20 protein-coding genes and 1 pseudogene are annotated in these 22,001 nt (G+C 59.9%); 10 read left to right on the forward strand and 11 right to left on the reverse strand.

Translation table 11 applies throughout. From position 1 onward, the window contains the following. The first annotated feature begins 21 nt into the window (after positions 1-21). Positions 22-360 (forward strand): FKBP-type peptidyl-prolyl cis-trans isomerase, encoded by a 339-nt coding sequence (locus MEB48_RS12490; protein WP_237884542.1) that lies wholly within the window; start codon positions 22-24, stop codon positions 358-360. 210 nt (positions 361-570) lie between these two features. On the opposite strand, the gene MEB48_RS12495 is transcribed toward MEB48_RS12490, so the two are convergent. Both MEB48_RS12495 and MEB48_RS12500 read right to left on the reverse strand, forming a co-directional pair. Next, the gene (locus MEB48_RS12495; RefSeq protein ID WP_237884543.1) at positions 571-1,848 is read right to left on the reverse strand and encodes a sugar MFS transporter; all 1,278 of its coding nucleotides are present in this window, start codon (positions 1,846-1,848) and stop codon (positions 571-573) included. A 265-nt stretch (positions 1,849-2,113) separates the two neighbouring features. After that, positions 2,114-2,388 (reverse strand): annotated as a pseudogene (locus MEB48_RS12500) (S-type pyocin domain-containing protein); the annotation flags it as partial. A gap of 108 nt (positions 2,389-2,496) precedes the next feature. Between MEB48_RS12500 and MEB48_RS12505 the strand changes: the two are divergent. Next, positions 2,497-2,772 (forward strand): metal/formaldehyde-sensitive transcriptional repressor, encoded by a 276-nt coding sequence (locus MEB48_RS12505; protein ID WP_019648873.1) that lies wholly within the window; start codon positions 2,497-2,499, stop codon positions 2,770-2,772. Between the two features lie 11 nt (positions 2,773-2,783). After that, on the forward strand, positions 2,784-3,713 hold the full coding sequence (gene dmeF / locus MEB48_RS12510; protein WP_237884544.1) for a CDF family Co(II)/Ni(II) efflux transporter DmeF: 930 nt from the start codon (positions 2,784-2,786) through the stop codon (positions 3,711-3,713). An 8-nt stretch (positions 3,714-3,721) separates the two neighbouring features. Here the strand turns inward: dmeF and MEB48_RS12515 are convergent, their stop codons facing one another. Beyond that, a complete protein-coding gene (locus MEB48_RS12515; RefSeq protein WP_237884545.1) occupies positions 3,722-4,828 on the reverse strand; it encodes a cytochrome P450 in 1,107 nt (368 codons plus the stop codon). A 79-nt stretch (positions 4,829-4,907) separates the two neighbouring features. Between MEB48_RS12515 and MEB48_RS12520 the strand changes: the two genes are divergently transcribed. Beyond that, positions 4,908-5,672 (forward strand): ArsR/SmtB family transcription factor, encoded by a 765-nt coding sequence (locus MEB48_RS12520; protein ID WP_237884546.1) that lies wholly within the window; start codon positions 4,908-4,910, stop codon positions 5,670-5,672. Here MEB48_RS12520 and MEB48_RS12525 read toward each other — a convergent pair. Next, on the reverse strand, positions 5,669-6,277 hold the full coding sequence (locus MEB48_RS12525) for a LysE family translocator (protein ID WP_237884547.1): 609 nt from the start codon (positions 6,275-6,277) through the stop codon (positions 5,669-5,671). The two genes, MEB48_RS12520 and MEB48_RS12525, sit on opposite strands and share 4 nt — an antisense overlap. 107 nt (positions 6,278-6,384) lie before the next feature. Between MEB48_RS12525 and MEB48_RS12530 the strand changes: the two genes are divergently transcribed. Continuing rightward, positions 6,385-7,311: a LysR substrate-binding domain-containing protein gene (locus tag MEB48_RS12530; RefSeq protein WP_237884548.1), complete on the forward strand. Its 927-nt coding sequence runs from the start codon at positions 6,385-6,387 to the stop codon at positions 7,309-7,311. Here the strand turns inward: MEB48_RS12530 and MEB48_RS12535 are convergent. From MEB48_RS12535 to MEB48_RS12560, 6 genes are all read right to left on the reverse strand, one after another. Next, entirely contained in the window at positions 7,301-7,642 is a 342-nt protein-coding gene (locus MEB48_RS12535) for a hypothetical protein (RefSeq protein WP_237884549.1), read from the reverse strand. The two genes, MEB48_RS12530 and MEB48_RS12535, sit on opposite strands and share 11 nt — an antisense overlap. Before the next feature lie 134 nt (positions 7,643-7,776). After that, on the reverse strand, positions 7,777-8,796 hold the full coding sequence (locus tag MEB48_RS12540) for a branched-chain amino acid aminotransferase (RefSeq protein WP_237884550.1): 1,020 nt from the start codon (positions 8,794-8,796) through the stop codon (positions 7,777-7,779). Between the two features lie 244 nt (positions 8,797-9,040). After that, positions 9,041-10,423: a dihydrolipoyl dehydrogenase gene (gene lpdA, locus MEB48_RS12545; RefSeq protein ID WP_237884551.1), complete on the reverse strand. Its 1,383-nt coding sequence runs from the start codon at positions 10,421-10,423 to the stop codon at positions 9,041-9,043. Positions 10,424-10,426: 3 nt separating this feature from the next. Further along, on the reverse strand, positions 10,427-11,701 hold the full coding sequence (locus tag MEB48_RS12550; protein ID WP_237884552.1) for a dihydrolipoamide acetyltransferase family protein: 1,275 nt from the start codon (positions 11,699-11,701) through the stop codon (positions 10,427-10,429). Next, positions 11,702-12,760, reverse strand: a complete 1,059-nt coding sequence (locus tag MEB48_RS12555) for an alpha-ketoacid dehydrogenase subunit beta (protein WP_237884553.1) — start codon at positions 12,758-12,760, stop codon at positions 11,702-11,704. It lies immediately after the preceding gene. A gap of 1 nt (position 12,761) precedes the next feature. Next, positions 12,762-13,997, reverse strand: a complete 1,236-nt coding sequence (locus tag MEB48_RS12560; protein ID WP_237884554.1) for a 3-methyl-2-oxobutanoate dehydrogenase (2-methylpropanoyl-transferring) subunit alpha — start codon at positions 13,995-13,997, stop codon at positions 12,762-12,764. Between the two features lie 185 nt (positions 13,998-14,182). Here MEB48_RS12560 and bkdR point away from each other — a divergent pair, with 185 nt between their 5' ends. Then, the gene (bkdR, locus tag MEB48_RS12565; RefSeq protein WP_017339472.1) at positions 14,183-14,671 is read left to right on the forward strand and encodes a Bkd operon transcriptional regulator BkdR; all 489 of its coding nucleotides are present in this window, start codon (positions 14,183-14,185) and stop codon (positions 14,669-14,671) included. Positions 14,672-14,792: 121 nt separating this feature from the next. Here bkdR and MEB48_RS12570 read toward each other — a convergent pair whose 3' ends face one another. After that, the gene (locus MEB48_RS12570) at positions 14,793-15,656 is read right to left on the reverse strand and encodes an MBL fold metallo-hydrolase (protein ID WP_237884555.1); all 864 of its coding nucleotides are present in this window, start codon (positions 15,654-15,656) and stop codon (positions 14,793-14,795) included. 159 nt (positions 15,657-15,815) lie between these two features. Here MEB48_RS12570 and MEB48_RS12575 point away from each other — a divergent pair, with 159 nt between their 5' ends. From MEB48_RS12575 to nahK, 4 genes are all read left to right on the forward strand, one after another. Continuing rightward, the gene (locus MEB48_RS12575) at positions 15,816-16,622 is read left to right on the forward strand and encodes a sulfite exporter TauE/SafE family protein (RefSeq protein WP_237884556.1); all 807 of its coding nucleotides are present in this window, start codon (positions 15,816-15,818) and stop codon (positions 16,620-16,622) included. 209 nt (positions 16,623-16,831) lie between these two features. After that, positions 16,832-18,016 (forward strand): porin, encoded by a 1,185-nt coding sequence (locus MEB48_RS12580; protein ID WP_008005357.1) that lies wholly within the window; start codon positions 16,832-16,834, stop codon positions 18,014-18,016. 255 nt (positions 18,017-18,271) lie between these two features. Further along, a complete protein-coding gene (nosP, locus tag MEB48_RS12585; protein WP_237884604.1) occupies positions 18,272-19,435 on the forward strand; it encodes a nitric oxide-sensing protein NosP in 1,164 nt (387 codons plus the stop codon). Then, positions 19,365-21,998, forward strand: a complete 2,634-nt coding sequence (gene nahK, locus MEB48_RS12590) for a hybrid sensor histidine kinase/response regulator NahK/ErcS' (RefSeq protein WP_237884557.1) — start codon at positions 19,365-19,367, stop codon at positions 21,996-21,998. Before nosP ends, nahK begins: the two co-directional genes overlap by 71 nt. The last annotated feature ends 3 nt before the right edge of the window (positions 21,999-22,001 follow it).

Consider the following 22,001-nt stretch of genomic DNA (forward strand, 5'->3'; position numbering starts at 1 on the left):
GCGCGCAGAAGAGTGAATGTAATGAATGATGAATTGCAGATCATCGACCTTGAAGTGTGCGACGGCAAAGCCGCTGTCAAAGGCGCGCTGATCACTACCCAATATCGCGGGTGGCTGGAAGACGGCACTGAATTCGATTCTTCCTGGAGTCGGGGTAAACCTTTTCAGTGCGTGATTGGCACGGGGCGAGTGATCAAGGGCTGGGATCAGGGAATCATGGGCATGCAGGTTGGCGGCAAACGCAAGCTGCTGGTGCCGGCGCATCTGGCTTATGGCGAGCGGACGATGGGCGCGATTACGCCGAACTCGAATCTGATTTTCGAGATTGAATTGCTGGAAGTGCTGACGCGGGATGATTGATGGCTGTATGAGCTGAAACGACAAAACCCGCTGTCTCTGTGAAGAGAGAGCGCTGAGAGCGCTGTGTGCCCCCTGAGGTCTAGGGATGAAGAGAGCCCCGCTAACTGTCTGAGCGTCCTATCTCGTTACCGGGACTGGTCTCAAGGCGAGCTGGGGCTCGATCCTGGCACGGCGAACAAGCGGTTGAATCTAGCCGCGCGCCAGGAAATGCTAGTGCTTCGGAGCGCGGGCATACCAACCGTAGATTGCGATGCCGGCATAACAGGTCGCTGGCACGCTCAATGCCATCGCGAGCGTCGAGAGGTCGGCCGCATACCCTGTCAATGGCGGAATAAATGCCCCGCCAACAATGGCGCAACAGAACAGGCCCGAACCTTCCGCCGCGCGATGACCGAGCCCTGCGGTCGCAAGGGTAAAGATCGTCGGAAACATGATGGAGTTGAACAGCCCGACGGCCAGCAGCGACCATCCGGAAACAACGCCTTGTGTGGTGGCAGAGATCGTCAACAGCACAATGACTGCCGTGGCGGCAAAGGCCAGCAGTTTCCCGGGCGCGAAAGTGCGCATCAGCGCCGAGCCGATAAAGCGGCCAACCAGGGCGCCACCCCAATAGAAAGCAACATGCTTGCCTGCGGCTTCGGCGGGAAGGGCCAGGGTTGTCGGCAGCATGAGGTAGTCGGTGATGAGGCTGCCAATCGTGACTTCGGCGCCGACATAGAGAAATATGCAAACGGTACCGAGTGCAAAGCGCGGCTGCTTTAGAAGGTCGAGCGCAGCGAGTGGATTGAGACGTTCAGGTCTTGTTGACGGTTGCAGCTCATTTCTTTTCAGCCAGACGATCAAGGCGACGATGCAGATGAAGAGCGTAATGCTTGCATAGGTGTTGCTGATCACGCTGGCTTCCTGCGACAGGAAGGACGTCAGTTCTGCTGGCGACAATGCGGAGGTATCTACCGCATTGAGGGAGCCCAGGATCAGTATGGCACCCAGGTAGGGTGCGACCGTGGTTCCCAGCGAATTGAACGCATGGCCGAGGGTGAGGCGGCTGGGGGCCATTGCGGCAGTTCCGAGTAGTGAAAGCAGCGGGTTCGCAACGACCTGAACGGTTGTCACGCCAATCGCAAGCACAAAGAGGGCGCCGAGGAAGGCTGGAAACAATGCGGACTGTGCGGCAGGAATGAAGAGCAGGCATCCACCAGCCATCAGCAGCAACCCGAGGACGGCCGCTCTCATGTAGCCGATTCGCGAAATGAGCAGGCCTGCGGGTATGGCGAAAATGAAATAGGCAAAAAAGAATGACGACTGCACAAGCATGGCCTCGGTATAGCTGAGGCTGAAGAGGTGCTTGAGTTTTGGCACCAGGACATCGTTAAGGCTGGTGATGCTGCCGAGGATGAAAAACAGCGCGAACACGTAGGTGCTCATCCGTTGGGTGTGGGGTGTTGCCAAACTGTTGGTGACAGTCGCGCTAGCACTAGCGTTCGTCATCACGGACTTCCTCTTTCTTGTGATTGTTACTTTCAAGGAAAACTCTATCGAGCTTAGGCAGCTTGATAGTGAGACAGCGCTATCTTTGTGCGGTGAAGTACTCGCCAAAGGAGGGTGCGCTGCCATCTGATTTTTTGTCTGTAGCCGTTACCGCTCGCCCAAAATCCGGGGCCAGTCGCTAGAGGGCGCTACCTTAGTGCCTGACTTTTCGTTTGGCAAGCCGCTGGATCTCTTGGGGGGTATATGGAAAGACCCGCTTAAAAGGCTTCAGGGTCAAGACGATATAGCGAGGTTTAATGCCCGAGTCGGCTGGAAATACAAGAATGAAGTCCTTGTACTCAGGGGGGTAGATCGGGTTGACGATGATGTTATCTGTCTGTGCGGTAGGCGGATAAGTCCAGATCCGAGGTGCTTGTGGTGCGGCCTCTAGCGGGGAATCCCTGAGGTGCTGGATGGGTCAACCGCTGGGGTCCATATCAGAGTTATCCCATCACCAAAGTCAGCCACCTGCTGAGAACCCTGACTTTTGAACCGGACAACCCATGGAGCTGGATTGACCCGCGATGAACGATGACTCGGTCCACCTGACTTGCCAACTCCAATTGCATCGGTAACCATGCACGCCATATAGGGGTAGGGGGTATACGTATGTCACACATCCACGAACACAAAGATGACCTGCTCAACCGCGTCCGGCGCATTGCCGGCCAGGTCCAGGCGGTTGAGCGGGCGTTGGAGTCTGACGCCGAATGCGCCAAAACCTTGCATCTGGTCGCGGCGATCCGCGGTGCGGTCAATGGGCTGATGGACCAATTCATCGATGCCCACGCCCGTGAGCATGTAGCGCGTCCCGGGCTTAGCGATGAAGCCCGAGCCGAAGGCGTTGAAGACTTGTTGCAAGCCATCCGCCGTTACTCGAAATAGAGGCCCGTCCCATGACACTGACACCTCAGGCTTCACGTTTTACCCACGACCATCTGTTTTTGGGCGCTGCCCACGATGACAATGCGCGCCGCACGTTGTGGGTCGTGGCGCTGACCTTCGTGATGATGATTGGCGAAATTGCCGCCGGTTACATCACCGGTTCCATGGCCCTGCTGGCAGATGGTTTTCATATGGCGACCCACGCCGGAGCCTTGGGCATTGCCGCGGCGGCTTACGGTTTTGCTCGACGACATGCCAACAATTCACGCTTCAGCTTTGGTACCGGCAAGGTCGGGGATCTCGCGGGTTTTGCTTCAGCGGTGGTGCTCGGCCTGGTGTCGATCGGCATCGCTGGCGAATCCATTGTGCGGCTGTTTCAACCGACCACCGTGGCTTTCACCGAGGCGACGGTGATTGCGGTGGTGGGGCTGGCGGTGAATATCGTCAGTGCGTTTCTACTGGCGGGCAATCATGGACATCACGGCCATGATCATCACGATCACAGTCATGCCCACGCTCACCATCACGACAACAACCTGCGTTCAGCGTATCTCCATGTGCTGGCCGACGCGTTGACCTCGGTACTGGCCATCGCGGCGTTGTTGGCCGGGCGCTATCTGGGTTGGGTCTGGCTGGACCCGGTGATGGGCATCGTCGGCGCCATCGTGATCGCGCGATGGGCTTATGGCTTGATGCGCGACAGTGCCGCCGTGCTGCTCGACACCACCGATGAGCACGTCGCCGCCGAAATTCGTGAACTGCTCGAATCGACGGACGATGTTCGCATCAGTGACCTTCACGTCTGGCAAGTCGGCCCCCAGGCGCGGGCGGCGATTGTCAGCGTCGTGGCTGCGGCGAATGTCAGCGCCGACGCGATTCGCGAACGTCTGGCACCGGTTCATGAGTTGTCTCATCTAACGATCGAACATCGCCACGCTTGAGTTGTTTTTCAGGCAAAGAGCGGAATACGGCCGTTCAGGGAAGGGCGGTAGTGCCAGGTCAACCGGTCCAGCGCCGGTTTCCTCGCAAGAATCTCTGTCAATGTGGCGCTGGCGATGTGCAGGGCCAGCACCTGGCCCGGACATTGATGACGACCGGCGCCGAAAGTGAAGCTGCGGCGATTCGGGCGCTCGAGCAGGAACGTGTCGGGGTTGTCGTTGAGCTGCGGATCGCGATTGGCCGAGGCCAGCAGCAACAGGATGACGTCGCCGTGGTTCAGGCTTGCGCCGTCGATTTCACACGGCGCGGCGACGAAGCGACGGGTGTTCTGCACCGAAGCGTCGAAGCGCTGGACTTCAGCGATCAAGTCATCAACTTGAGCCGCATCCAACTGTGGATTTCGAATCAATGCCAATAGCGCATTGCCGATCAACCCGGCTGTAGCTTCGTAGGTCTGGGAGCACAATCCAGTCAGATTGGCGATCAAGATTTCTACGTCGGTCGATTTTGCCGCGAAGCGTTGCCGGATACCCGCGAGCAGGGCGCTTCGATTACTCGAGTCGTCCAGCAATTCTATGAAATAACCCTTCAGCTGTTCCGTCGCGGCATGTGCGGCCCTGAGTTGCGCTTGATCGCTGAGAGGTGACAGGCAGGCGACGAAGTCGGCGGTCAGTTCGCTGATGGCCCGGCCCTGAGCCGGGGAAAACCCCAGCAGTGCTGCCACCACGCAGACCGGCCCGCGAAACATCGCCGTGTATAACCCGTCGGCACCCGGGGTGATTAACCGGGCGCCGACCAACGCTTTGACCTCGTTCACGTCAATCAGCGTCAGCCCCGGTTCAATCGCCATCCTTGGGCAACGCTGCCGTTCGCCCTCGTTCATTCGCATCAACTGACCGAACACCTTGCCGGCCATGCCTTGAGCAATCAACGGGGGCACCGGTTCATGGGACGGCCGCACATGACAATCCGAATGCGCCAACACGGCGGCAACGGCTCGGGCGCTGCTGGCCACCCACAGATTCAGTCCTTGATGAAAAACCAGCCCACCCTCGGCGCGCAATTGCGCGTAGTAGGGATAAGGGTCGGCGTGAGTCGCAGCGATGATCGGGTCCATGGGTCGCAGCCTTGTCGGTCGGGAAAGTGTTGCTACTATCTCCAGCTCGAAAGGACGACGATTCGTCCGGGAGCGAAATATGAACGCAGAACAACATGACATCGGCGTCTCTCAAGTGGCGGCAGCGATTGCCGAGCCGGCCCGGACGAAAATCCTCTGCTCGCTGATGGACGGCCACGCCCGCACCAGCACCGAGCTGGCGGCGGTTGCCGAAGTCAGCGCTTCCACTGCCAGCGCTCACTTGGCCAAGCTCAAGGAACTGGCGCTGGTGCGTTTACACGTTCAGGGCCGTCACCGCTATTACAGCCTCGCCGACAAACGCGTGGCCCAGGCTCTGGAAGCGCTGATGGTGATTGGCCAGAACGCCGCGCCGACGTTCAACCCGCGCACCCCCGATCGCCTGCAATTCGCTCGCACCTGCTACGACCACATGGCCGGCACGTTGGCAGTATTGCTGCATGACCGGATGATCGAGGCAGGGTGGTTGCTGGACACCGACGAACAGGTTTATCGACTGAGCGACAGCGGTGAAGCGTTGTTCGAAGGCTTGGGTATCGACATCAAGGATCTCAGCACTTTGCGCCGTCGCTTCGCCTGCCCATGTCTGGATTGGAGCATGCGTCGGCCGCATCTGGGTGGCGCGATGGGCGCGGCGTTGCTGCAAACGGCGATCAAACGCAAATGGGTGACACAGGATCTGGACAGTCGGGCGCTGGCGTTGACGGCGTTGGGGCGCAAGGAACTCAGTAGCCGCTTCGCCGTTGAGCTGCCGGTTCAGGTGACGGCAGCACAACCCGCGTCGATCGAGAGCAGGCGCGGCGCGATGGCCAGCCCTGTGGCTTAGCGACTGGACGTGGCCATGAGCACACCAAAGCCTGTGAAGGTCACGCCCGAAACTTTGGCGGCCAGCCAGGAACCCTTCGGGCTCGACAACCAGTCTTTGGCGGCATGGGCGAGCAAGGCATAGCCGCCATGCACCAGGATCACCAGTACGCCATAGGAGGCGACCAGTTTGATGAACTGGGTGTAGAAGTGCGCCGAGGTGTCGATGAATTGCGGGAACACCGCCAGAAAGAAAAACACCGCCTTGGGGTTCAAAAGCTGCATCGACGCTGCTTCAAGGAAGCGATAGCCAGGGCTTGAGGGGCGCGTTTCAAGCAGCGTACTGAAACGATCCGAGCGCCAGCTTTTGTAGCCCAGGTAGAGCAAATAAGCAGCTCCGGCGTACTTCAACGCGGTGAATGCGTTCGCGGAGGTGCTGAGTATCAGGCCCACACTGGTGGCGCTGATGGCGGCGACGACAAATGCCCCCGACGCGATCCCCAGAATGCCCGGCACGGCTCCTGCCCAACCGTGGCGTATCGCGTTGGAGAGGGTCAGGACCACCCCAGGCCCCGGGCTCAAAATGGTCAGAGTGGCGAAAAGTAAAAAGAGTCCATAGCTGTTCATGTCTTGCTCCGTCAGGTGACGCTCTGGCTGCGTGCTGACAGATTGGCGTGACGACGAGGGCGTGACAAACGCTTTAATTACAGCGCATAGGTGACTAAATTAGACGCATGAAAAATCAACTACCGCCGCTAAATGCTGTTCGCGCCTTCGCCGTTGCGGCTCGTCATCAGAGCTTCAGCCTGGCGGCAGACGAGTTGCATGTCAGCCACAGTGCCGTCAGCCGGCACATCAAATTGCTTGAGGAATACCTGGGCGTGCTGCTGTTCGAGCGGCGTATCCGTCAATCGGTGCTGACGCCGGCCGGCCAGCGCTTTTATGAGCAGGTCAGTGCCGGGCTGGCGCAGATCGCCGACGCCGCCGCTGCGCTCAAGCAACATGCCTCGCTGCCTACGGTGAAGATCAATGTCCGGCCGTCCTTTGCCGAGCTTTGGCTGACGCCCCGGCTGGCGGATTTCATGGCGCAGCACCCGGACATCAAGCCGCAGGTGATCACTCAAACCCAGGCCCCCGATCAGGCACGCGACGGGTTCGATATCGTCATTCGTCGTGGGCGTGACGATTGGGCGCCGGCGATTGAGGCGCGAGCGCTTTTCGAAGATGAACTGTTACTGGTCGCGGCGCCGTCGCTGATCGAACGCCTGACCCTTGAAGACCTCGCTTCGCTGAGCCGGCACACATTACTGACCGCCAAGGCGCGTCGCGAAGACTGGCACCATTGGGCCATGCATTTTGGTCAAAGCCAGTCAGCCACTCAGGTCACCCGGCAGTTCGATCACATGCACCTGGTGCTTCAGGCCGCGGTGATGGGAGAGGGTATTGCCTTATGCCCGACCTCTCTGCTGGGCACCCATCTTTCAAGCGGCCAACTGATCTGCCCGTTGCCCGAGTTGCGTGTGCCGTTACCGCGTTATTACTACGGTGTAGCACCGGACGTGACGGCGCAGACACGGGTATTTGTGGAGTGGTTGTTTGCCCGTATTGCTCAGGATGAATTGCATGGGCAAACACCTCGTCCTGTGACCGCTACGCCCTGAAAGCCCAGACTATTTCCACCACTCGCAAGGCCAGAACCAGATAAATCAGAAACAGGATGATTTGAAACGCTGTGTGATACGGCAACCTGGACAGTCGACGCAGGCCATCACTGACACTGAGCAACATCAATATGGCTGACACTGCAATCAACCCCCAACCCGTCAGGCTTGAAGCGAGCAATCCCAGAAACAGGGAATGATCGCTGTGCAATGCGTTGCTGCCCGCCGCAAACAGCAGGGCGCACACCAGCAGGTTCTTGATGTTGTCGAACACTTGCGTGGTGAAATCGGTGTCCAGCAAGGCCAGATACTTTCGCCAGAATTTGCCCATGGTTTGTTGGCACCTGTTAACAGCTGTTATGTGGGGCAAGTCTAGAGGCGTTTCCCACGAAATACGGACGAAAAAAAGCCCGGCCTTCAAGGTGATGGCCGGACTTTGATGTTCAAACGGACAGTCGCGTCAAATCAAACCTTGACGATCCAGCCCGCTGGCGCTTCGACATCGCCGGTCTGTACACCGGTCAGCTCTTTGTAGAGCTTCTGGGTGATCGGACCGACTTCGGTTTCGCTGTGGAATACATGCAGCTTGTCGTTGTAGCTGATGCCGCCGATCGGCGTGATTACCGCAGCAGTACCGCAGGCACCGGCTTCCTTGAAGTCGGACAGCTTGTCGATGAGCACATCACCTTCGACCACTTCCAGGCCCAGACGGGTTTTGGCCAGTTCGATCAACGACAGACGAGTGATACCCGGCAATACCGAAGGTGAATTCGGCGTGACGAATTTGTTGTCGTGGGTGATCCCGAAGAAGTTGGCCGAGCCGACTTCTTCGATTTTCGTGTGAGTCAGTGGATCCAGGTAGATGGCGTCGGCGAAGTGCGCCTTCTTGGCCTGGGAGCCCGGCATCAGGCTGGCGGCGTAGTTGCCACCGACCTTGGCCGCGCCGGTGCCTTGTGGGGCCGCGCGGTCGTAGCTGGAGATCAGGAAGTTGTGCGGGGTCAGGCCGCCCTTGAAGTAGGCGCCGACCGGGATGCAGAAGATCGAGAAGATGAACTCGGGCGCGGTACGCACGCCAATGTTGTCACCCACGCCGATCACGAACGGACGCAGGTACAGCGCGCCGCCAGTGCCATAAGGCGGGATGAAACGCTCGTTGGCGCGCACCACGTCCTTGCACGCTTCGATGAACTGTTCGGTGGACACCTGGGGCATCAGCAGGCGAGCGCAGCTGCGTTGCATGCGTGCGGCGTTCTGGTCCGGGCGGAACAGGTTGATCGAACCGTCCTTGCAACGGTAGGCCTTCAGGCCTTCGAAGCACTGCTGGCCATAGTGAAGGGCAGTGGAGCCTTCGCTGATGTGCAGCACGTTGTCTTCGGTCAGGGTGCCTTTGTCCCACTCGCCATTACGCCAGTGCGACAGATAGCGCTTGTCTGTCTTGATGTAGTCAAAACCCAGCTTGTCCCAATTGATGCTTTCGTTACCCATGACACCCTCTATCACTTAATAACCGTCGAAACGGTTCAAGGCTTCTGACATTTTTCTGGATGGGGACAACAATACTTCATTCCGGGCCCGTTTCGCAGCCCGGGATGCGATCTCTCTCGCCACTGATCGTTCCCACGCTCTGCGTGGGAATGCCTCAATAGACGCTCTGCGTCTGCTTCGGGGACGCGGAGCGTCCCGGGCTGCATTCCCACGCAAAGCGTGGGAACGATCAGTCAGGTCCGGTTTATAGGTGCAACGCGTGTCCAAGGGCACGCAACGCCGCTTCCTGCACCGCCTCGCCCAGCGTCGGATGCGCATGAATGGTCCCGGCGATGTCTTCCAGTCGAGCACCCATTTCCAGGCTTTGACCGAACGCCGTCGACAACTCCGATACGCCCACGCCGACGGCTTGCCAGCCAACAATCACATGATTGTCACGGCGCGCCACAACCCGCACGAAGCCGCTTTTGGACTCCAGCGTCATCGCCCGGCCATTGGCGGCGAACGGGAAACTCGAAACGATGCAGTCCAGCCCCGCAGCCTTGGCCTCGTCCGGGGTCTTGCCGACCACCACCAGTTCCGGGTCGGTAAAGCACACGGCGGCGATGGCGGTCGGATTGAATTCGCGATGTTTACCGCTGATCAGCTCGGCCACCATCTCGCCCTGAGCCATGGCCCGGTGGGCGAGCATCGGTTCGCCGCTCAAATCGCCGATGGCGTAGACATTACGCATGCTGGTCTGGCAACGGTTGTCGATCTTGATCGCTGAACCGTTCATCTCCAGGTTCAAGGCTTCGAGGTTCCAGCCTTGGGTATTAGGTTTGCGACCGACGGCCACCAACACCTGATCGGTCGCAAGGTTCAGGGTGTCACCGTTTGGATCCCGAACTTGCAGCGTATTTCCTTGTAAATCAAAGCTTTCAACACTGTGCTTCAAGTAAAGCTTCACGCCGAGTTGCTTGAGCGCTTCGTGTACCGGATGGGTCAGTTCGGCATCGTAGGCTGGCAGGATGCGATCCTGCGCCTCGACCACACTGACCTCGGCGCCGAGTTTGCGATAGGCGATCCCCAGTTCCAGACCGATGTAACCGCCACCTACCACGACCAGCCGTTTCGGCACGCTTTTCGGCGCCAGGGCTTCGGTGGAGGAGATGATCGGCCCGCCAATCGGCAGCATCGGCAGGTTCACACTTTTCGAGCCGGTGGCCAGCACCAGGTGCTCGCACTGAATGCGCGTGTCGCCGACTTCGACGGTTTTACCGTCAATGACCTTGGCCCAGCCTTGAATGACCTGGACTTTGTGCTTCTTCAACAGCGCCGAAACGCCGGTGGTCAGGCGATCAACGATGCCGTCCTTCCACTCGACGCTCTTGCCGATATCCAGTGTCGGCGCCGACACGCTGATACCCAGTGCCGAGTGTTGGCTGTGGTGTTGCGTCTGGTGGAATTGTTCGGCGACGTGAATCAACGCCTTGGATGGAATGCAGCCGATGTTCAGGCACGTGCCGCCCAACGATTCGCCTTCCACCAGAATGGTCGAAATGCCCAACTGACCGGCACGGATCGCCGTCACATAACCGCCAGGGCCGCCGCCGATGATCAGCAGCGTGGTATTGAGGGTCTGCATGACTTACTCCACAAACAGGGTGGCGGGTTGTTCGAGCAAGCCACGAACGGCCTGGATGAATTGCGCCGCGTCCATGCCATCGACCACGCGGTGATCGAAGGAGCTGGAGAGGTTCATCATCTTGCGAATCACGATCTGGCCTTTGACGACCATCGGCCGTTCGACGATTTTGTTCACGCCGACAATCGCCACTTCCGGCAGGTTCAGCACCGGGGTGCTGACAATGCCGCCCAGGGCGCCGAGGCTGGTCAGGGTGATGGTCGAGCCGGACAGTTCATCGCGGCTGGCCTTGCCAGTGCGTGCAGCAGTTGCCAGACGGGAGATTTCCGCGGCGCTGTCCCACAGGCTGCGGGCTTCGGCGTGACGCACCACCGGCACCATCAAACCGATGTCGGCTTGCGTGGCGACGCCCACATGCACGGCGCCAAGACGGGTGATGACTTGCGCTTCGTCGTCGTAACGGGCGTTGATCTGCGGGAAGTCGCGCAGCGCCACGACCAGCGCGCGGACCAGGAACGGCAACAAGGTCAGCTTGCCGCGGGTCGCGCCGTGTTTTTCGTTCAGATGCGCGCGCAGTTCTTCAACGGCAGTGACGTCGATTTCTTCGACGTAGCTGAAGTGAGCAGCGCGCTGGGTGGCGTCTTGCATGCGCTGGGCGATCTTGCGACGCATGCCGATCACCGGGATTTGCTCTTCGTCGTTGCGCTGGGCGTAAGCGGCGGTGGCAGGTGCCGAGGCGTTCGACTGACCTTGGGCCAGCCAGGCTTCGAGGTCTTCGTGCAGCACGCGACCGGCAGGGCCGGTGCCTCGCACCAGACGCAGTTGAATGCCGAGGTCCAGCGCATGCTTGCGCACGGCCGGAGAAGCCAGCGGACGCTCATCGGCTTCACGCGCCACCATCGGGCCTTGGCATACCGCAGCCGGACGCGGGGCCGCCACCGGTTTGCTTTCAATGACGGCTTCAACTTTCGGTGCCACAACCGGCGCTTCTTTCACGGCAACAACAGGCTGGGTCGACTCTTTAACGTTGCCCGCGCCTTCGACTTCAATGCTGATCAGCACACTGCCGACCGCCATGACTTCACCTGGCTGTCCGCCCAGCGCAAGCACCTTGCCATGCACCGGCGAAGGGATGTCGACCATCGCCTTGTCGGTCATCACATCGGCCAGCACCTGATCTTCGACGACCATGTCGCCGACCTTGACGTGCCACTGGGACAATTCAACTTCTGCAATGCCTTCGCCAATGTCCGGCATTTTAATAACGTGCGTACCCATTCAGACCTCCATGACCCGTTTCAAAGCCGCGCCCACACGGGACGGACCAGGGAAATACGCCCACTCTTGCGCGTGCGGGTAAGGGGTATCCCAACCGGTAACGCGTTCGATCGGCGCTTCCAGGTGATGGAAGCAATGTTCCTGCACCAGCGACACCAGCTCAGCGCCGAAACCGCACGTGCGGGTGGCTTCGTGAACCACCACGCAGCGTCCGGTTTTCTTCACCGATTTGACGATGGTTTCCAGGTCCAGCGGCCACAGGCTGCGCAGGTCGATGACTTCGGCGTCGATACCGGTTTCTTCAGCCGCCACTTGCGACACATAAACCGTGGTGCCGTAAGTGAGCACGGTCACGTCCTTGCCCGGACGGGTGATAGCGGCGACGTCCAGTGGCACGGTGTAGTAACCGTCCGGTACTTGCGCGGCGGGGTGTTTCGACCACGGGGTTACCGGGCGGTCGTGATGGCCGTCGAACGGGCCGTTGTACAGGCGTTTTGGCTCGAGGAAGATCACCGGGTCATCGTTTTCGATGGAGGCGATCAGCAAGCCTTTGGCGTCGTAAGGGTTGGACGGCATGACCGTGCGCAAACCGCAGACCTGAGTGAACATCGCCTCGATGCTCTGGCTGTGGGTCTGGCCGCCGTAGATGCCGCCGCCGCATGGCATGCGCAGGGTCATCGGCGCGGTGAACTCGCCGGCCGAGCGGTAGCGCAGGCGAGCGGCTTCGGAAATGATCTGGTCCGACGCCGGGTAAACATAATCGGCGAACTGGATCTCGGCCACCGGGCGCAAACCGTAAGCGCCCATGCCGACGGCAACGCCGACAATGCCGCTTTCGGAGATCGGCGCATCGAACACACGGGAGGTGCCGTACTTGCTCTGAAGACCTTCGGTGCAACGGAACACACCGCCGAAGTAGCCCACGTCCTGGCCGAACACCACGACGTTGTCGTCACGCTCAAGCATCACATCCATGGCCGAGCGCAGGGCCTGGATCATGGTCATGGTGGTCGTGGTCATGGCGGTTTCCAACTCGATTTTGTTGTTGTGATCGTTCATGTCAGATCCCCAACTCCTGACGCTGGCGCTTCAAATGCTCCGGCATCTCTTTGTAGACGTCTTCGAACATGGTCGCGGCGCTCGGAATCTGGCCGCCGGCGAGAGTGCCGTACTGCTCGGCTTGTTTCTGCGCGGCGATCACTTCGGCTTCCAGTTCGGCGCTGACAGCGGTGTGTTCTTCTTCGGACCACTGACCGATCTTGATCAGGTGCTGCTTGAGGCGCGCAATCGGGTCGCCCAACGGGAAGTGGCTCCAGTCGTCGGCAGGACGGTATTTGGACGGATCGTCGGATGTCGAGTGCGGGCCGGCGCGGTAGGTGACCCATTCGATCATGGTCGGACCGAGGTTGCGGCGTGCGCGTTCGGCGGCCCAGGCGGAGGCGGCGTAGACCGCGACAAAATCGTTGCCATCGACCCGCAGGGAGGCGATGCCGCAACCGACGCCACGACCGGCGAAGGTAGTGGCTTCACCACCGGCAATCGCCTGGAACGTCGAGATCGCCCACTGGTTGTTGACCACGTTGAGGATCACCGGCGCACGGTAGACGTGGGCGAAGGTGAGGGCGGTATGGAAATCCGATTCAGCGGTAGCGCCGTCACCGATCCAGGCCGAGGCGATTTTGGTGTCGCCCTTGATCGCCGAGGCCATGCCCCAGCCCACGCCCTGGACGAATTGAGTGGCGAGGTTGCCGGAGATGGTGAAGAAACCAGCGTCCTTGACCGAGTACATGATCGGCAACTGCCGGCCCTTGAGCGGATCGCGCTCGTTGGACAGCAGTTGGCAGATCAGGTCCACCAGCGGCACGTCGCGGGCCATCAGGATGCTTTGTTGACGGTAGGTGGGGAAGCACATGTCGTCGATGTTCAAGGCCAGGGCCTGGGCGCTGCCGATGGCTTCTTCGCCAAGGCTTTGCATGTAGAACGACATTTTTTTCTGACGCTGGGCGACCACCATGCGGTTGTCGAAAATCCGCGTCTTGAGCATGGCGCGCATGCCTTTACGCAGGATTTCGACTGGCACGCCTTCGGCCCATGGACCGAGGGCATTGCCCTGGTCGTCGAGCACGCGAATCAGGCCCTTGGCCAGATCAGCCGTGTCGGCCGGTTCAACGTCGATTGGGGGTTTGCGCACCAAGCCTGCGTCGGTCAGATGCAGGTAGGAGAAGTCGGTTTTGCAGCCGGGGCGGCCCGAAGGTTCGGGAACGTGCAGGCGCAGCGGTTCGTACGCTTGGTTCATGGCTTCTACGCTCGATCTTGTGAATTTCTTGTAGTGAGCTGGCAGTCATTCTTCGGTAAAAGAATTCTTGTCCTACAACAATGATAGGTCGGGCCAAGAAGAATATTTCTCTGTGTTTTATTGCGCTTAAGGTTATTTAAGGATAGAAATTCTGCATAAACATAAAAAACAGGTGTTTTTATCTCATGCGCAAACTTGACCGTACCGATATCGGCATTCTCAACAGCCTTCAAGAGAACGCGCGCATCACCAACGCCGACCTCGCGCGCTCGGTGAACCTGTCGCCGACGCCATGCTTCAACCGGGTCAAGGCGATGGAAGAATTAGGGCTGATTCGTGAGCAGGTGACGCTGCTGGATGCCGACTTGCTGGGGCTGCATGTGAATGTGTTCATTCACGTCAGCCTGGAAAAACAGGTGGAGGAGGCGTTGCAGCATTTCGAAGAAGCGATCTCGGATCGCCCGGAAGTGATGGAGTGCTATTTGATGGCCGGCGATCCGGACTATCTGATCCGCGTACTGGTGCCGACCATTCAGTCGCTGGAACGCTTCATGATGGACTTTCTGACCAAGGTGCCGGGGGTGGCGAACATTCGTTCGAGCTTTGCGCTCAAGCAGGTGCGCTATAAGACGGCGCTGCCGTTGCCGGCGAATGGGTTGACCCTGGCTAATTGATCGTTCCCACGCTCTGCGTGGGAATGCATCCCGTGACGCTCTGCGTCACATCCGGAAGCGGAACGCGGAGCGTCCCTGGCGGCATTCCCACGCGGAGCATGGGAACGATCGATGGCGTGGGTCAGAGTTGATTCAGGGGGATCTTCAAATAGGTGACGCCATTCTCTTCCGCCGGCGGCAGATTCCCCGCCCGCACATTCACCTGAATCGCCGGTAACAACAACGTCGGCATGCCCAACCCGGCATCGCGTCGGGTGCGCATGGCGACGAAGGTGGCTTCGTCGATCCCATCATGAATATGAATATTGCTTTTGCGCTGCTCACCCACCGTGCTCTGGCATTGCGGAGCGCGACCCGTGGGCGGGTAATCGTGGCAGACGTAAAGCCGCACGCTGGCGGGAAAGGCCAGCAGTTTCTGGATCGAGGCAAACATCTGGTTGGCGTTGCCGCCGGGGAAGTCGCAGCGCGCGGTGCCGACGTCCGGCATGAACAAGGTATCGCCCACCAGAATTACATCACTGTCGATCAAGTAGGCCATGTCCGCCGGGGTATGCCCGGGAACGTGCAGGGCTGTGGCCTTGAGGTTGCCGATCCGGAATGACTCGTCCGGCGCGAACAGGTGGTCGAACTGTGAACCATCGACTGGAAATTCCGACTCCAGATTGAACAGGGTCTTGAACACACCCTGGACCTTGCTGATCGACTGGCCAATCGCGATCTTGCCCCCCAGTTCCCGACGCAGATAAGGCGCGGCCGACAGGTGATCGGCATGGGCGTGGGTTTCCAGCAGCCATTGCACCTGCAGCTGGTGTTCGCGCACGAAGGCGATGATCTTGTCAGCCTGGATGGTTGCGGTACGCCCGGCGGCAGGGTCGTAATCCAGCACCGGATCGACAATGGCGCAGTGTCCACCATTGTGCTCGTAGACTACGTAGCTGTAGGTCGATGATGCGGGGTCGAGGAAGGCTTCAATCAAGGCGGGCATGGTGGGCGTTTCTTCTTGGATAAGTCTTGAGGTTAGTTTCATTTTCCCTGGGTTGACCAGTCCAGCATCAATTCAATTGATGAAAAAAACTGTGCGGCCTCTATCCTGTCACTCAATCGATACCGGGCGTTCCCGGCTTTTCTGGATCACGAGTGTTCTATGTTGTTGGCAAGTTTTTTTGGCTTGGTCATGGGACTGGTACTCGGCTTGACCGGTGCCGGTGGCGGCATTCTTGCGGTGCCGGCCCTGGTGCTCGGGTTGGGGTTGACCATGACCCAAGCAGCGCCCGTCGCCTTGTTCGCGGTGGGCAGCGCGGCGGCAATCGGTGCGATAGACGGTTTGCGCCATGGTCTGGTGCGCTATCGCGCGGCGTTGTTGATTGCACTGCTGGGCGCGGTGTTTTCGCCGGTGGGTATCTATTTCGCCCATCAGTTACCGGAAAAAGTTCTGATGATCCTGTTCAGTCTGCTGATGGTCATGGTGGCCTGGCGGATGCTGTGCCGGGAAAAACACGACGCTGGCCCCAGCGACCACGGCCATGCCAACTGGGGCCAGAAGAACTGCATGCTCGATCAGCAGACCGGGCGCTTTTCCTGGACCGCCAAATGCACCGCAACCTTGGCCGCACTCGGCGCGGTGACTGGCGTTGTCTCCGGGCTGCTCGGCGTGGGTGGCGGCTTTCTGATTGTCCCGGCGTTCAAGCAACTGACCGATGTGCAGATGCGCGGAATCGTTGCCACCTCGTTGATGGTGATCAGCCTGATCTCGGTGATCGGCGTGGTCGGCGCTTTTCACGCTGGGGTGCGGATCGATGGTTTGGGCGTGTCGTTCATTGTCGCCAGCATCGTCGGGATGATTCTCGGTCGAAAACTCTGCGCACGGGTGCCGGCCCGAGGGTTGCAGATCGGCTTTGCCAGCGTCTGCGTGGTGATCGCTGTTTACATGCTGTTTAGAGCGCTCGCCTAGTCGACACCGATTCCTGTGGCCGTCACTCCGGTCCACAGGCTTACACCCTAAGTTCCGGGCCTGGCTGACGGGCGGTCTTACACCGAATTTGCTGCGCGCTACCCGCCAATCCAAAGCACCTGACAACCACCCCGAAGGCAGCGTATGACGCCGCCGGTCAGCTTTCGATAATCGCCTCCGACATTAAGTCCCCCGTTGCGGAGCGCGCCATGCACAACAATAAGAATTTCAAGCATCGTTTTTTGCCGGCCTTCATTGCCAGCCTGTCCTCCCTTGGCCTGAGCTCAATGGCCGAGGCCGAGATCATGCTGTACGACAAGGACCAGACGACGTTCTCCACGGATGGCTATATCAATGCATTCTATGTGAACAGCGACGTGGACCGGGCCGGTGAGCAGTACGACCGGCGCCAGGCGCGGGTGAAGATGGGATTTTTGCCCAACTACCTGGGCTTCAACATGGGCAAGCAGGTCGATGACCTCAAGCTCGGCGCGCGGGCCTCGTTCTGGGTAACCATCAACGACAGCGAAACCAACGGCACCGACACCGCCATCGACGTGCGGCAGTTCTACGGCACGGTGGCCAATCCAGAGTGGGGCGAGGTGCTGATTGGCAAGGACTTCGGCCTGTTCGCCCGCTCCAACATCCTGCTCGACGAATTGCTCGCCGGTTATGGTCAGGTCAGCGATACGTTGGGCCTGGTGGACGGCGGTGGGGTGTCGTTCGGCAACATCGGCAGCGGTTATCCGTACCCGTTCCCGACGTCGCAGATCACCTATCGCACCCCGGTGATGGACGGTTTGCGGGTGGCGGTGGGGATCATGGACCCGGTCGACACCAACGACAGCAGCGCGACGGGCAAGGCGTATCAGGAGAACCCGCGCACCGAGAGCGAGATCACCTATCAGTTCGACGTCGGCGGGGCGAAGATTTACAGCTGGCTCAACGGCAGCTACCAGACTTCGGACAACACCGACTCCAGCGTCGAGTCCGTCACCTCCAAAGGCGTCGGCTACGGCGTGCAGGCGAAGATGGGCGGGCTGTCACTGACCGGCTCCGGCTTCCAGGCCAAGGGCATCAACCCGTTCTTCACCAACAACGCCGGCGAACCGACCCTGCGCAATGTCGACAGCGACGGTTACCTGTTGCAGGGTTCCTACAAACTCGGCAAGAACCGCTTGGCACTGTCTTACGGCAAGACCGAGGACGACGGCAACGGCGTGGTCGGCAGCGGCGCCGATTACGAGACTCGCGGCATTGCGCTGTTCCATGACGTCAACGACAACCTGAAGTTGGTGGCCGAGTACAACCAGTTCGAAATCAACGGCCACGACACCAGCGCCCAGAATGAAGACACCGATACGTTTGCGGTGGGGGCGGTGTTGACCTGGTAACGCAGTAATTGGCACAACGCAGATCCAATGTGGGAGCGGGCTTGCTCGCGAAAGCGGCCTTCCAGTCAACAATGATGTTGCCTGACACTGCGCTTTCGCGAGCAAGCCCGCTCCCACAGGGGATTTGTGGTGTTCTGTAGATATTGTCGTCCTCTCATCCCATCGAACCACCCACCCACTACCCAAGTAGCATTCGTCCCCACCCGCAGGCTTCGTACACTCGAACCTCATACAGGCGCACCGGCGGGGGCAATGATGCAGCAGGTTCAGAACGACGGTGTAGTCAGTGCCATGTCCCAGGCCACCGATGCCCAGCAAGCGGCCCAGGATCTGGCGCGACAACTCTTGCACCCGCATTTGGGCTTCGTGCTGTTCTTCTGTTCCGCCGAGTACGACTTGCAGGCGCTGGGGCAGGCGTTGCAACAGAGCTTCGGCGGCATTCGTCTGGTGGGCTGCACCAGCGCCGGGGAAATCACCCCCCAAGGTTATGGCCGCAGCTGCGTGACGGCGGTGGGCTTCGATCATCGGCACTTTTCCATCTCCACCGAACTGATCGATGAGATGGAGCATTTCAGCCTGATCGATGCCCAGCAAATGGTCGAGCGCCTGGTCAGTGGCTGTCGCAGCAACACCTTGGCGCCGATCAAGGGCAACAGCTTTGCCCTGACCCTGCTCGATGGCTTATCCAGCCGTGAAGAAATGGTGCTTGCGGCCTTGAGCGCGGCGTTGGGCGACATCCCGCATTTCGGCGGTTCGGCCGGCGACGACAACTACCTGACCCACACCCACGTGTATTTCGGCGGCGAGTTTCACAGCGGCGCGGCGGTGGTGGTACTGGTCAATACCTGGCTGGACTTCGAAGTCTTCACCACCCATCACATCCTGCCCAGGGCCGAGAAACTGGTGGTCACCGCGGCCGACAGCGCCTCGCGGCGGGTGTTCGAACTCAACGCCGAACCGGCCGCCGAGGAATACGCCCGGCACATCGGCGTGGCGGTGGCCGACCTCGATTATCGAATCTTTGCCGCGCATCCGTTGGCGGTGCGAATCAACGATCAGTATTACGTGCGGGCGATCCAGCAGGTTCATCCGGACCTGAGCCTGAGTTTTTACTGTGCGGTGGAAAACGGCATCGTCCTCACCGTCATGACCCCCGGCCCCATGCTGCCGAACTTGCAAAGGCTGTTTGACGGTTTGCAGGAGCGTCTCGGGGACCTGTTGCTGACCATCGGCTGCGACTGTTTTCTCAGGCGTCTGGAACTGGAAGACGGCGGCAATCTCGAGCAGATCGGCGCGTTCTTGCGGGAGCAACGGGTGATGGGTTTCAACACCTATGGAGAACAGTTCAATGGCATGCACATCAACCAGACCTTCACCGGGGTTGCCATTGCCCGAGGCCGCGTCCCTGGACAGCGCTGACCTTCAGGCGCAGATCGCCAGCCTGCGCCACGAAAATCACAAACTGCAGCGCATCAATGGCGCGCTGATCGAGCGCATCGAGTCCGGCATCACCCGGGGCAACGACCCGTATGCGGCGTTCCAGCATTCGGTGGTGCTGGCCGAGCAGGTGCGTGAGCGCACCGACGCCCTGAACCAGGCCATGGCCGAACTCAAGGCCGGCAATCATTTGCTCAGCGAAGCACGGCTGCGGGCCGAAACTGCCCATCAACACTTGATCGACGCCATCGAAAGCATTTCCGACGCCTTTGTGCTGTTCGATGCCGAGCAGCGGATCGTACTGTTCAACAGCCGCTTCAAGGCGTTTTGGGGCAACAGCCGGGTGCGGATCAATGCGGGCATGCGCCTGCACGAGGTCAAGCGGTTGATGACCTCCACCGGACTGTTCAGCGAAGAACCCCGCGGGCATGCCGATGAAAACCTGCTCTATCGCCTGCATAACGGACGCTGGTTGCAAGTCAGCGAACGGCCGACTCAGGAAGGCGGGCGGGTGTTCCTGTTCACTGACATTACCGACGTCAAACTCAGCGAAACCCTGCGCCGCGAGCAGGCCGTGGCGCAGAAGTCGCATTTGTTGCAGCGGGCGGTCGATAACCTGTCCCAAGGCGTGGCGATGGTCAACGCCGAGGGCATTCTGGAACTGTGGAACCGGCGCTTCCTGGAGCTCAGCGGCCTGGCCCCGGTGGCGGCCCATCGGCCGTTCGCCGAAGTGATTGCCGACAGCGAACTGAACCTGCTGACCCCGGCCAGTCGCGATGCAAACGGGCGGCACGTGCAGGAATGCGAGCAGCGCCTCTATGATGGCCGGGTGCTGGAAATCCGCACCCATCCGTTGCCCACCGGCGGTTTCGTCAACACCTTCACCGACATCACCGAACGCTATCAGCACGCCGAAGCCCTCAGTGAAAGCGAGCGCTGGATTCGCCTGATCACCGACCATGTGCCGGCGCTGATCGCCTACCTGAACGCCGATCTGGTCTATGAATTTACTAACAAAGTCTACGAAGAATGGTACTGCTGGCCCCGGGGCGTGATGCTCGGGCAGAGCCTGCGCGAAGTGCATAGCGAACAGCATTATCAGCGCCTCGAAGCCTACGTGGAGCGGGCGCTGGCCGGCGAGAGCGTGACGTTCGAGTTTGCCGAAACCAACATCAACAATCAGGAGCGCTACATGCTGCGCTCCTATGTGCCCAATCGCCTGGCCACCGGGGAAGTGGTGGGGATTTTCGTGTTGATCCGCGACATCACCGAGCGCCGCCGCACCGCCGAGGCGCTGCATCAGGCCTATCAGAACCTTGAGTTGCGAGTGCGTGAGCGCACCACCGAACTGACCACCCTCAATGACCAATTGCTGCGCGAAATCGACGAGCGCCGCCGGGTGGAGTCACGTTTGCGCGAGGCCAAGCTCGAGGCCGAGCAGGCCAACCTGTCGAAGACCAAATTTCTCGCCGCCGTCAGTCACGACCTGCTGCAACCGTTGAATGCCGCGCGGCTGTTTACCAGCGCGTTGCTGGAACGCCGGGAGCCGGTGGCCAACGAGATTCTGGTGCGCAACGTCAGCAATTCTCTGGAAGACGTGGAAAACCTGCTGGGCACCCTGGTGGACATTTCCAAGCTCGATGCCGGGGTGATCAAGGCCGACATTGCGCCATTTGCGTTGAGCGAATTACTGGAAAACCTCGCCGCCGAATACACCCAAGTGGCCCGCAGCGAAGGCCTCGAGCTGCATTTCATTCCGTGTTCGGCGCTGGTGCGCAGCGATATTCAATTGCTCGCGCGGATTCTGCGTAATCTGCTGAGCAATGCCATTCGCTACACCTACAACGGGCGCGTGGTGCTCGGCTGCCGGCGTCATCACCAGCGGCTGACGATCGAAGTCTGGGACAGCGGCATGGGCATTGCCGAAAACCGTCTGGAGGAGATTTTTCAGGAATTCAAACGCGGTGACGTGCAGCGCCCGGATCAGGATCGCGGCTTGGGGCTGGGTCTGGCAATCGTCGAGAAAATCGCGCGCATTCTCGGCCATCGGATTCACGTGCGTTCATGGCCGGGCAAAGGCTCGATGTTTTCCGTCGAAGTGCCGTTGAGTGCCACGGCGCCGAAGGCGTTGCCGAGCCTGCTGATGAGTGAACCGATGCTCGAGCGCCTGCGCGGTGCACGGGTGTGGGTGCTGGACAACGACGCAGCCATTTGCGCGGGGATGCGCACTTTGCTTGAAGGGTGGGGCTGCCGGGTGGTCACGGCGCTGTCGGAGGAGGACCTGGCGCGGCAAGTGGATAATTACCACGCCGAAGCCGACCTGCTGATCGCTGACTATCACTTGGATGACGAGAAGAATGGTGTCGACGCCGTGGCCCGCATTAACGCCCGTCGCGCCTCGGCGATCCCGGCGATGATGATCACCGCCAACTACAGCAACGAACTCAAACAGCAGATCCGCGAACTGGGCCACACCCTGATGCACAAACCGGTGCGGCCGATGAAGCTCAAGACGGCGATGAGTCATTTGCTCGGCAGGCCTTGAGCT

The sequence above is a fragment of the Pseudomonas sp. PGPR40 genome, assembly GCF_022014505.1.
Lineage (GTDB): Bacteria > Pseudomonadota > Gammaproteobacteria > Pseudomonadales > Pseudomonadaceae > Aquipseudomonas.